We start from the raw sequence: 10273 nt of genomic DNA, 5'->3' as shown, positions 1-10273 counted from the left end.
TTCCGGTCGCGCTGTTACCAGTCGGGGTAAGCGTAACCCACGCGGAGTGCGCCGAAAAATGAGTTCATATCCAATCAGGGATAGAGGCGATCCATTAAGGGTTCCCTGTAACCCGTGCGCCGTGATCGTTACTAACTAAACATTATTGGTGCTAATAGCATCTCATTTTCCTTCATTACCAAGCCAATGGAAACAGGCGAAATTCTTGGATAGATTTTGTGTTTGCAGGAGGTGCATTCACGAATCGGCTCATCAGGACGGGTTTGCATTGGTTGTCCACAAACGCCACAAAATCTGTTTTGGCACAACCATGCGGCAAGTTGTCGAGCTCTGGACATAGCATCAAGTTCTCCTTGTGCCCATAACCCAAAAAGGTGGAAGAAATCTGCTCGAATAAGACCAGCTGGAATTGCAAGGTTTTCTGGCCAAATCGTCATCTTGCAGGGTATGCCCCCTAAATAACCAAAGATGAGGGTCTCGCAACTCTGCCCAAGTGTTTCAAATTTAATATTCACCTGAGATGGAAAAATTTCGGCCTCTCCAAGCACTAAATCCTGCCCAACGAATGTAAATTCAATAGAGTGATCGGAACTATGGAATACGCCATAATCAGGGGTAAATGGTGATGGATGCGAGTCGATTATTTGTCACTCCTGATAAAACCGTAAGCAATTAGAAAGGAAGTTGCCAGTGTGAGCACTATGATTCCCAAAGTGAATCCAATGGTACTATAGATGCCGTATAACATGGGATGATCTTCCTGTGGGCGTACGAGACGCAATGCACCATTCTGTCTCGTGAGTGTTTTCCCTTTATTGCTAATGTACTGATTCTCACAATACCAGGCAAGCCGAAAAACTGAGTATAATGAGACATTACTGTTAATCATAATCAGCGTTATCCGTTAACCACCCGTCAGCGTCAGGATTTTACCGCACTATGTCACGAAAATTGGCTCCCCAACTCGCTGAAGAAGAGTAGTAAATGCCAGAATATTGATCTGGTCTTGGATGAACAATCTTGACGCTGATCTCTGCTGAAAACTGACCAATCACAAGACGCCGAACGGGGATCGCACCCAATTCGGCGAGCAGATCGTGATACCGCCAGTGCGTCGTCGCGCGTCGCCCGCTGAGCAGTCCCGCCGCGCCGAGCAGCAGAGCCCCCGTGCAAACAGAGGTGACAAATTGCGCCGTCATCGCCTGGCGTTGTACTCATGCCTGTACTTCCTGATCAAGCAGCAAGGCATTGATACCAGCTCCGCCGGGAATACAGAGAACATCCACTGGCGGCCCTTCATCCAGTGTGGTTGTCGGGTAAAAACGCATACCCGTCGAACAAGCCACTGATTCCCGGGTTTTCCAAAACAGGTGGATCTCGCAATCCGATAAAGCGGAAAACATCTCATAAGGTCCGGCCAGATCCAGCAGTTGCAGTACGGGAAACACTAAAAAGCCTACCGTCAACTTCATTGGGAAGACCCATTTTTACTGCCTTCCAGGCGGTTCCGAACCTGTTCGGCCATGGCTTCCGAGTCCGGTTGATGGCACTGCTCAAGATGCGTCAGCACACTATCCCGGTTAAGGCGTGGCTGGTTCTGGCTGACTTTCCACTTGCCCTGCCAGCGGGTGATGGGAATTTCTACCCCCACTACCTGCTGAATGAGCTGTTCCGTAAAGTCATGGGGGGCATCCTCCATCTGCCAGGGCAAAGGCAAATTCTTTTCCTGCTGCGCTGTCAGCGCAGTCATCTGTTGTCGTATCCACGCCGGATCATCCCGGACCTGCAGAGGGCCATAGGCATGGATCACCACATAGTTCCAGGTGGGCACCACCTTGCCGGTTTCCGCCTTGGTCGCGTACCAGGAGGGGCTGATGTAGTGTTCTGGTCCCTGAAAGATTGCCAAAACTTCTGCATTCGAATGGGCCTCTTGCCACAGCGGGTTGGCGCGGGCGACATGCCCCTGCAGGACCGGTTGAGAGCCTGTATCTGGAGCAAGGTACAGGGGAATATGATTGGCCTCCAGACCATGGCCGCCCAGACTGACCAGCGTTGCCAGAGGATGCGACTGGATCAAGGCCCGCAAAATTTCCGGTCGGGTTTCTGCAAATGTTTCGGGGCAATACATAAGCGGTCTCCTGTTATTGCCTGCTCAGCGCGGCAGGTGCGCTGACACACAGACCTGCCGCAGGTGGGCAGGCGTCAATGGGATGAGCTCGATATTGCGTTATGTTTGGCAGATGTTCCATGGCAGTGACCAATTCTGGCCAGGGCTCGGCCCAAACTTCCGGATAATCATGCTCACCAATGTACCTGGTCGGATAGGCCAGATTCTCCTGTCCGGGGGTAAACTCGCAGTGGATTCCGGGCTTGCTGTTGCCGCGCGCGTCACAACGATACCAGCCCTGGTCATCCAGCCAGACTGCGGTGAAACCATGTGTGCAGTAAGGCGGATTGGGACCATCCAGCGTCAGCCGTTGATAGCAAAATCCGGCAGGGATTTGGTTGGCACGCCACAAGGCCACGAGCAGATGACTTTTCGCGGTGCATAGGCCAGTTCCCTGCTGCAACACCTCCGACGCGGCACAGGTCACTTCTTCCCGGTGGAAATCCATGCTGTGCGCAATGTGATCGCGTACCCATTCGAAGCAATGCCTGGCGGTTGTCGTTGGATCGTCAGATGACAGCGTGGCGGCCAACTTGCGGATATTGGCATGGGTATAATCGACGATGGCACTTTCCATCAGGAAGTGCGGCGACGGCTGGGCATCTTTCATTCCCCATTCGCCTCCGCGCGATTCTTCAATGCCTGATTCATGGCCTGAACCCCCCCTGTTGTCGCCGCTTCCATGCTGGATAGGAACACACCCACCAAAATGCCTGAGAATTGCTCTCCCTGGGTGAACCGCGTGTGCCCATTACTGATCGTGGTGAGTTGAAAGTAGTGCTCTCCATCAAAAAGGCCCGGGATTCCCAAGCGGCCGAGCCAGCGGAGCTCTTGTTGATTGGCTGCTTTCAGTACCCTCGGCCGGAAGGCCATGGCCCGACGTCCCTCGGGCTGAATGGTCACACGCAACTTTTCTCCCGGCTTTGCTGCTCCGGAAATCGCGTGAATGAAGGGATTCCATTGCGGATAGGCGGGGAAATCCGTGAGGATGGACCACACACGCTCCGGTGATGCCGCAATATCAATTTGTGTCACGATTTGATGCATGGTCATCCTTCTTCGTTGTGAAAAAATACATTAACCTTCGCTGCGATGCACCATAGAATAAAAAATTATATTTAATTTTCTGAATACGACAATTACAGGGAATCACTCTGCAATTGATTCCCCATCGGGGCATATACACATATTCCTTCCGCTTTCAGATGAGGCGCGGGATCTGGTAGGTTGCAGGAAATCGCCACCCAACGTTCCATTGGTGTTCGATCTAATCCTGATGCCCATAGATGTAGCACTTGAAAACCCAGCGCTCTTAATGCGTCACCACTTTCATTGCTCATCAACAATCGCTGATCACTTATGACATCTGGGAACCGTTCGATCCCTCCATAAATATTCCTGTGCCAGTTTGTAATCATGGGTTGCCATTTTGAAAAATTGCCGCCACCATTTTGGCGATAATCAGCACTTTCAATAACCCTTTCATTGGCAATAGTATGAATAGTGAGATAAGTGGGCACCGAATTCATACCTTCGGACAACTTAAATCGCTGTGAGGTGAGAAATCCTCTAACAGAAATTAACGCAGGCAATTTTTCATCGCTGTAGAAGATGTTCCATTCATCCTCTGCAGATGGGTCGGTGAAGCTGCATTCAACGGTGTAAATCATGTGTACATCCTTCAGATTCTGTCGGCACCATAAACGGTCTTGTTTCGTCATTGTTCCACAAATCGCTTCAGATCTTGATATGGCGGTTATACTCTGCCTAACCGCGTGAGTTTGCCTCCATCAAAGGCGCAACGCCACCAAACCATAGCAGACATTCCCAACCTGCTGACCTTGAGATCAGCATAACCCCTCATTCCAAGGCTGGGAAATACTGACTGTACTCACAAGCAGTTGTCGACTAACCATACCCAAAACATCATCCATGGTAATGACGGGCAAGTCGTGCCGGGCGGCAAAACGATCAATCTCTGCACCTCGCGCCATACTGCCATCGGGATTCATCAATTCGCAAAGTACAGCAGCCGGGGCCAGCCCCGCCAGGCGCGCGAGTTCGACAGAGCCTTCCGTATGCCCGCGTCGGCCCCGAATACCATCAGGATGGGCACGAAGGGGGAACACGTGACCGGGGCTGGCTAGGTCCTGGGGTCGTGCATCCGGGTGGATGGCCGCACGAATGGTGCTAACCCGGTCTGCAGCGGATACGCCGGTGCTGACACCCTCTCGGGCCTCAATAGACACGGTGAAGGCCGTCCCATAGCGACTTTGATTGTTGGTGACCATCTGGGGAAGCTCCAGGCGCGTCACATGCTCAGGGGTCAGGCAGAGACACACGATTCCGCTACATTCCCGAATCAGCATCGCCATGCTTTCTTCGGTAATGCATTGGGCGGCGACAATCAGATCCCTTCATTTTCTCGATCGGCATCATCTTTCAGAATGACTGGACGACCGCAACGGACAGCTTCCAGAGCCTCGTCCCATTCAGGACGCGAAGGACAGACATCTTTCAGTAAAACAGGTGATTCAATAGACATGAAACGCTCCTCGCAAAAAGCAAAGGCGAAAAACATTTCAGGGCAGGCGCAAACACACGCTTTCGGGCAGCCGCAAGGCTACCCGTTTCTCGTGCATCAACATCTTCTTCCATCCGGACTATGACCGTCGGCTCTGGATTTTCACCAGATCTGCTGTCCCTGCAACGGCAGGCGCTCGCGGGCTTACCCTGAAACGGGCTTACCGCCGGTGGGGAGTTTCACCCCGCCCTGAAGATGAGGTTAAAAGCTAACACAGGTTTTGCTGAGAGGCCAACATAGTCTGGCTGGCAGGGGATTTCATTAAGCATCGGCGGGAAATCTATGAGAATGAACTACACACGCTCTGGTAAAGCTGCAATCCCTATATTTATGCTTTGATACAACACAGGGTTTGTTCCCATGATTATAGCAAATTCATGCCGCCATCGACCATCATCACTTCACCCGTTAGATAAGTCGATTCGGTCAGCATCAACGCCACATCGGCAATATCTTTCGGACTCGCGCTGCGGCGCATAGGCGCTTCACGTATCCACCGCGCACGAATATCGCCCCAATTCTCGGTCAGCGGCGTATCCACCAATCCTGGAGCAATAGCGTTTACCCGAATACAGGGTCCCAGGGTTTTAGCCAGTAAACGGGTAACATGATTCAATGCGGCTTTGCTGGCAGCGTAAGGAATAGAAGCACCCTTGGGCCGCACCCCGGCATGCGAGCTGATGTTTAACACGGATGCCGGTTGTTCACCTGTCGATGCGGCGCGCAGGTAAGGCTCGCTAAGCGCAATAAGCTGCCAGGGTGCGACCACATGGAGCTCGTAGAGGCGATGCCAGATGTCCGGGGTTGCGGCCCATAAATCATCATGCGCAATCACGCTGGACGCACCCGCATTATTGACCAACACATCCAGCCGACCATAGTGCGCAACCACTTGATGGATCAGTTCACGGCGTGCGGCCTCGTCCAGAAGATCCGCCTGAAAATAATGGGCGCCCGCCAGTGTCGCTGCTGCTTGAAGGCCTGCAGCTGAGGAAGCGCGGGAATGCAGGGCCACCCGATATCCGGCCTGAGTCAAACGCTGTGCAATGGCGAGGCCAATGCCGGAGCTCGCGCCGGTGACTAATGCAACACGCGTCCGATCAGTCATTATCGTTTAATTCCCGAGTCATAAATGGACACCTCCAGCAGATTCCCATCGGGATCCCGAAAATAGACCGAAGTAATCGGACCTGCGGCCCCAGTGCGGAGCACGGGACCCGCTTCAAGGGCAACACCACAGTTCCGGAGATGGGCGAGCAACTCGTGAATGCCTCCCTGAGCGATGAAGCACAAATCTGCTGATCCAGGAACAGGATGAGCCGCATGCGGAGCAATGGGACATTCTGCCGGATGCAGATTAATTTTCTGCTGCCCAAAAACCAGGGCGTTGCGCCCCTCGCCAAAAGTGACAGCCTGCATGCCTAACACTCGCGAGTAAAAGGCAATGGTTGCAGACATATCCTGCACAGTCAGCACCAGATGATCCAGTCGGTCGATTTGCATGGGGAGTCTCGGGCCACAAGGAGGAGGGCCTAATTTAACACAGAAGAACTACGTGATAACCCAGTCGGTAACAAGGAGATGCAGGCAACCGCTGACGGTAATTAGACAAGTGGCCTGACCGTCATTATCCAGTCTGTTGTGTAGGATAAAAATAAAGTTGGTAACTGGTACACACCCAGCAGAGTCTCCCTCGAACTCGCGGATAACCCCTTCGCAATCCTTCTGACCACAGTATGCCGATCCAGAGGCGTTTTGGGTTCTGCGGCTTTCGCGGTGTAATATCGAATCTTGAAAATAGCAAATGTGGCAATAATAATGCGCTAACAGGCGCAATACAGTCATAATGCGCAAGCATCTGCCGGGAATTGTCGCGTATAGTTCTCCCATCGTCTCGAACCGACAGGAGAATCCTCTTGGGCAGCTTAAATCATCGTTGTCAGACTGTTCCGGCCGTATATCATCACTTACCCGGACTAGCGTGGTATTTGTGCGATGGCAATCAGCCTCCTGGATGAGCGCCTATCGCAAAATTATTACAATAACACACTGAATTATTTTTATAATCCATTATATATCCAGATGGTTGCGAGATTAAATTACTATGCAAGCCCATTCTTTGCTTATCGGCCTCTTTCATATTCCTCTGTGGATTCCCGTCACGATCTTCGCTGCGCTCATGCAGACATGGCGAACGGGGTTGCAGGCTAAATTAAAAGGCCAGCTGAGTGTCGATGCTGCCAGTTTTGCCCGCTTCCTGTATGCCATGCCCCTGGAGTTTCTAGCCTTCCTGGTCCTCCTTGGTCAATTTGGTCCGGCACTTTTCCGGTACAGTCATCCAGAATTTTGGCTGTTCTGTCTAGCTGGAGGGTTGGCTCAGATATGGGGAACACTGTTCCTTGTCCGTTCGTTTCATAGTCATGGACTGGTGACCGGCACAGCCTATGCCAAAACCGAGTCTGCCCAGTTGGTTATTCTGACGACCATATTCCTGGGTGCGCAACTACAACCGCTGGCTCTTGTTGGTATTTTTCTGGCTCTAGCTGGTGTTCTAGCGCTCGGGACCAAGGGTTGGGGCATCATTAGCTCTGGTTTCTGGCGAGGACTGGGGCAACCGGCAGCACGATATGGCTTGGCAGCCGCCTTAGGGTTTGCCTTGAGTGCCATCGCTCTACGTGCAGCAAGCCGCGAACTGGACCCTGGACTTTCCCCGCTAATCATGGGGTTGTGGATTCTCTTAGTGACCAATTTTATGCAAACCATACTGCAAGGCGGCTATCTTTTCTGGCGAAAACAGGACCAGTTGTGGGAATGTCTGGGCGGGTGGCGCGTAGCTTGGTCCGTTGGCATATTATCGGCCCTGGGTTCTTGGGCTTGGTTCAGCGCTTTTGCTCTAACCCAAGTGGCCCTGGTTCGGGGGCTGGGACAGATCGATACACTGTTGGTTTTTCTCTTCGGTCATCATGTCCTCAAGGAACACTTGGGTCGTGCCGAAATCATTGCAACATTGCTCATTGTCATCGGTGCTCTCTGCATTATCGCTCCAGATATTCACTGGGTGTCATAGGGGTCCAGTTTCGCCCCTTTTTGCCAGACAGCCTTGCGTCTGGAGTTTCGAAAATTTTACCGGGAGAGTATATGTCCTCAATGCACTTCATCACATTGCTTCCTACCGTTGAATATTTTGCTGCCGGGTTTCTGGGGGGCTTGATCGGCTCTATGGTTGGATTGGGTGGAGGCTTTGTTATTGTTCCCTTCTTGCTGCTCGGCATGGCTTTTCTCCCTGCAAAGGTGGCTGGAACCTCTATAATCGTGGTTTTTGTGACAGCAATAATCAGTGCCAGCCAATATGCGCGACATCATTTGATTGACTGGAAACTGGGTGGCGTTCTCGCTGGATTTTCTGTTCCTGGGGCGATAATCGGGGCGATGCTGGCAGGAGATATTTCCACCGGACTGTTTATGGAAATCTTTGCCGTTGATCTTTTATTGGTCGCAAGCTATCTGTTTTTCAGGCCAAACCGATCTTTGCGAATAACTTTTTCAAAACAATACAAAGGAGAAGTCAGAGTAAAGGAATCCGTGGACAATCCGGGTGGTACGGTCGCTTATGCGATTAATTTGCCATTAGCCGCGATGGTCTTTTTCCCTGCTGGTATCCTTGCTGGTTTGGTTGGGGTTGGCGGTGGATCCATCATGGTGCCCGGTATGTTGCTCATTTTGGGAATGCCAGCGGCCATGGTAGCCGCGACCTCCATGATGGTGATGATTTTTAACGCGGGCGTTGCGGGCGTTGTGCAGGCCATTCTTGGTCATGTAGATTGGATAGCTGCCGCCCTATTAAGTGTAGGGGCGATTGCTGGATCACGGATAGGCCCACATTTGTCTGTCCGTTTGAGGAAGGAGCATCTGACGCGATTGATGAGTGTAGTCCTGTTGGTTACGGCACTTACGGTGCTTTTTTTAGCTTAAAGATTGATGCTACAGTTAACAGGATGGTGAATTATTTTTATACTGAAAAAGCACAATATTGGGTGTAATTTTCCAATATTGTGACCAGATGGCTGCTGGCAGAGAGCGTTCTTGTAGAAAACTGTGGCGAAATAAATGGTGGCTGTGGTTGGTTAAGCCAGAGCCATAGAAGATTCAGCATAGAGGCTTGGAGGTCAAACTGTACCTGGGATTGGTTAGCTTTCAGCGGAAGTCGGCGTCAAGAGGACTCACCCAAGACCCGATTCATATTCCCGGTAATGCTTTCAATCTCTCGGTGAACTGAGGATCCCTTTCCAAGAAAGGATGTGGCGCCGTGTGTTTAACAGTTGTCATTAGGCTAAAATAACGCAGAATAATCGGCTAGGGTGTGGCCGTATCTTCCCCCATTTTTTGTTCCCCACCAATCCTGCTTCGGTCGCCTCTAAAATACGTCTGACCCCATTGTTGCATTGCCAGAATGATGGGTTTCAGTGTGCATCCGTATTCACTGAGGGTATATTCAACTTTGGGCGGGATCTGCGCATAGACTTTACGAATGATCAATCCATCTGCCTCCAGTCCCCTTAGCTGCTGAGTCAGCATCCGCTGTGTGATGCTGGGCAGCAAGCGCCTGATTTCGTTAAAACGCATGGTGCGCTCCAAGAGATGGAAAAGAATCACTCCCTTCCATTTACCATCGAGAACGCTGAGCGTGGCCTCCACGGAACAACCGGGAGCACAACGAAAGTTATCATTCAGCTTACGTGCCATTCCAGTACCTATAATCACACTAAGTATCTATTTAGTCACTATATATCAATAATGTGCGTACTTGTCAATATAAATCATAGGGATAAACTCTAAAAACATTCACAATGCAGGAGAATTCATATGAAAGCGTTAGCCTATGATGCCAATCTGTCACAATCCTCTTCCACTTTGCTGCACACAGTGGAACTGCCAACACCTGAACCAACCGGTCACGATTTGCTGGTAGAAGTGCGAGCCGTTTCTGTTAATCCCGCTGATCTGAAAATACGAGCAGGAGTTTGTCCATCTCCAGGAGAACAACGGGTTCTCGGCTTTGACGCTGCCGGTGTCGTCGTTGCCACAGGTGAAGCCTGTACCCTGTTCCAGCCCGGCGATGCCGTTTATTACGCAGGTGCAATTCATCGCCCAGGGAGTAATGCTGAGTTTCAGTTGGTGGATGAGCGTATTGTTGCACTCAAGCCCCAAAGTCTGGATTTTGCGGAAGCTGCTGCAATACCACTCACAGCATTGACCGCCTACGAAATGCTTTTCGATCGACTGCAGGTTCAACACCTTCCAGAAAGCACCCATCACCTTCTCATCATCGGTGGAGCGGGTGGGGTGGGGTCCATGGCGATTCAGTTGGCAGCCTGTTAAACAGCGTGCAAAAGTTGCCAGAATTGGGTGGAAAACAGCGTGTAAATTGACCACCTGATATCCTGCCGGATTTGCCGGGAGGAAACTGGAGTGATTTGCATGGAAACCATAGCCAAAGTGCGCCGTCTGTATCATCTGGACAA

At 51.4% G+C, this 10273-nt stretch carries 13 protein-coding genes, 1 pseudogene and 1 riboswitch; of the genes and pseudogenes, 3 read left to right on the top strand and 11 right to left on the bottom strand.

Annotation, left to right across the window (positions count from 1 at the left end):
• Nucleotides 1–131 precede the first annotated feature (131 nt).
• The 10 genes and pseudogenes from BLW97_RS17440 to BLW97_RS17400 form a co-directional block, all read right to left on the bottom strand.
• Nucleotides 132–548, bottom strand: a complete 417-nt coding sequence (locus BLW97_RS17440; protein ID WP_075324095.1) for an NADH pyrophosphatase zinc ribbon domain-containing protein — start codon at nt 546–548, stop codon at nt 132–134.
• Nucleotides 549–929: 381 nt separating this feature from the next.
• Nucleotides 930–1472: pseudogene (locus BLW97_RS17435) on the bottom strand (DJ-1/PfpI family protein).
• Nucleotides 1469–2128, bottom strand: coding sequence for an FMN-binding negative transcriptional regulator (locus BLW97_RS17430; RefSeq protein WP_075324094.1), 660 nt, complete (start codon nt 2126–2128; stop codon nt 1469–1471). Before BLW97_RS17430 ends, BLW97_RS17435 begins: the two are co-directional and overlap by 4 nt.
• A gap of 13 nt (nt 2129–2141) precedes the next feature.
• On the bottom strand, nt 2142–2777 hold the full coding sequence (locus tag BLW97_RS17425; protein ID WP_075324093.1) for a transglutaminase-like domain-containing protein: 636 nt from the start codon (nt 2775–2777) through the stop codon (nt 2142–2144).
• Entirely contained in the window at nt 2774–3214 is a 441-nt protein-coding gene (locus tag BLW97_RS17420; RefSeq protein WP_075324092.1) for an SRPBCC domain-containing protein, read from the bottom strand. The genes BLW97_RS17425 and BLW97_RS17420 overlap by 4 nt, the downstream gene beginning before the upstream one ends.
• Nucleotides 3215–3306: 92 nt before the next feature.
• Entirely contained in the window at nt 3307–3837 is a 531-nt protein-coding gene (locus tag BLW97_RS17415; RefSeq protein ID WP_065973811.1) for a hypothetical protein, read from the bottom strand.
• Between the two features lie 177 nt (nt 3838–4014).
• Nucleotides 4015–4542, bottom strand: coding sequence for a 3,4-dihydroxy-2-butanone-4-phosphate synthase (locus BLW97_RS17410; RefSeq protein WP_241781398.1), 528 nt, complete (start codon nt 4540–4542; stop codon nt 4015–4017).
• Between the two features lie 32 nt (nt 4543–4574).
• On the bottom strand, nt 4575–4712 hold the full coding sequence (locus tag BLW97_RS20140) for a 3,4-dihydroxy-2-butanone-4-phosphate synthase (RefSeq protein ID WP_241781399.1): 138 nt from the start codon (nt 4710–4712) through the stop codon (nt 4575–4577).
• Between the two features lie 97 nt (nt 4713–4809).
• Nucleotides 4810–4952: riboswitch (FMN riboswitch) on the bottom strand.
• Nucleotides 4953–5115: 163 nt separating this feature from the next.
• On the bottom strand, nt 5116–5859 hold the full coding sequence (locus BLW97_RS17405) for an SDR family NAD(P)-dependent oxidoreductase (protein ID WP_075324091.1): 744 nt from the start codon (nt 5857–5859) through the stop codon (nt 5116–5118).
• Nucleotides 5859–6254, bottom strand: a complete 396-nt coding sequence (locus BLW97_RS17400; protein WP_075324090.1) for a VOC family protein — start codon at nt 6252–6254, stop codon at nt 5859–5861. Before BLW97_RS17400 ends, BLW97_RS17405 begins: the two co-directional genes overlap by 1 nt.
• Before the next feature lie 601 nt (nt 6255–6855).
• On the opposite strand from BLW97_RS17400, the gene BLW97_RS17395 reads away from it, so the two are divergent.
• Together BLW97_RS17395 and BLW97_RS17390 are read left to right on the top strand one after the other, a co-directional pair.
• Nucleotides 6856–7818, top strand: a complete 963-nt coding sequence (locus BLW97_RS17395; protein ID WP_065975049.1) for a DMT family transporter — start codon at nt 6856–6858, stop codon at nt 7816–7818.
• 71 nt (nt 7819–7889) lie between these two features.
• A complete protein-coding gene (locus BLW97_RS17390; RefSeq protein WP_065975051.1) occupies nt 7890–8723 on the top strand; it encodes a sulfite exporter TauE/SafE family protein in 834 nt (277 codons plus the stop codon).
• Between the two features lie 381 nt (nt 8724–9104).
• On the opposite strand, the gene BLW97_RS17385 is transcribed toward BLW97_RS17390, so the two are convergent.
• Entirely contained in the window at nt 9105–9494 is a 390-nt protein-coding gene (locus BLW97_RS17385) for a winged helix-turn-helix transcriptional regulator (RefSeq protein WP_075324089.1), read from the bottom strand.
• A gap of 120 nt (nt 9495–9614) precedes the next feature.
• Here BLW97_RS17385 and BLW97_RS17380 point away from each other — a divergent pair, with 120 nt between their 5' ends.
• Nucleotides 9615–10130 (top strand): alcohol dehydrogenase catalytic domain-containing protein, encoded by a 516-nt coding sequence (locus BLW97_RS17380; RefSeq protein ID WP_075324088.1) that lies wholly within the window; start codon nt 9615–9617, stop codon nt 10128–10130.
• The last annotated feature ends 143 nt before the right edge of the window (nt 10131–10273 follow it).

Origin of the sequence: Acidithiobacillus albertensis, assembly GCF_001931655.1 — a bacterium.
Lineage (GTDB): Bacteria > Pseudomonadota > Gammaproteobacteria > Acidithiobacillales > Acidithiobacillaceae > Acidithiobacillus > Acidithiobacillus thiooxidans.
This window is presented reverse-complemented; position numbering and strand designations above follow the sequence as displayed.

Coding starts and splice junctions, on each gene's coding strand:
- BLW97_RS17415 (WP_065973811.1), bottom strand. CDS start 3,837: ATGATTTACACCGTTGAATGCAGCTTCACCGACCCATCTGCAGAGGAT.
- BLW97_RS17400 (WP_075324090.1), bottom strand. CDS start 6,254: ATGCAAATCGACCGACTGGATCATCTGGTGCTGACTGTGCAGGATATG.
- BLW97_RS20140 (WP_241781399.1), bottom strand. CDS start 4,712: ATGTCTATTGAATCACCTGTTTTACTGAAAGATGTCTGTCCTTCGCGT.
- BLW97_RS17405 (WP_075324091.1), bottom strand. CDS start 5,859: ATGACTGATCGGACGCGTGTTGCATTAGTCACCGGCGCGAGCTCCGGC.
- BLW97_RS17385 (WP_075324089.1), bottom strand. CDS start 9,494: ATGGCACGTAAGCTGAATGATAACTTTCGTTGTGCTCCCGGTTGTTCC.
- BLW97_RS17425 (WP_075324093.1), bottom strand. CDS start 2,777: ATGAAAGATGCCCAGCCGTCGCCGCACTTCCTGATGGAAAGTGCCATC.
- BLW97_RS17395 (WP_065975049.1), top strand. CDS start 6,856: ATGCAAGCCCATTCTTTGCTTATCGGCCTCTTTCATATTCCTCTGTGG.
- BLW97_RS17390 (WP_065975051.1), top strand. CDS start 7,890: ATGTCCTCAATGCACTTCATCACATTGCTTCCTACCGTTGAATATTTT.
- BLW97_RS17380 (WP_075324088.1), top strand. CDS start 9,615: ATGAAAGCGTTAGCCTATGATGCCAATCTGTCACAATCCTCTTCCACT.
- BLW97_RS17420 (WP_075324092.1), bottom strand. CDS start 3,214: ATGCATCAAATCGTGACACAAATTGATATTGCGGCATCACCGGAGCGT.
- BLW97_RS17430 (WP_075324094.1), bottom strand. CDS start 2,128: ATGTATTGCCCCGAAACATTTGCAGAAACCCGACCGGAAATTTTGCGG.
- BLW97_RS17410 (WP_241781398.1), bottom strand. CDS start 4,542: ATGGCGATGCTGATTCGGGAATGTAGCGGAATCGTGTGTCTCTGCCTG.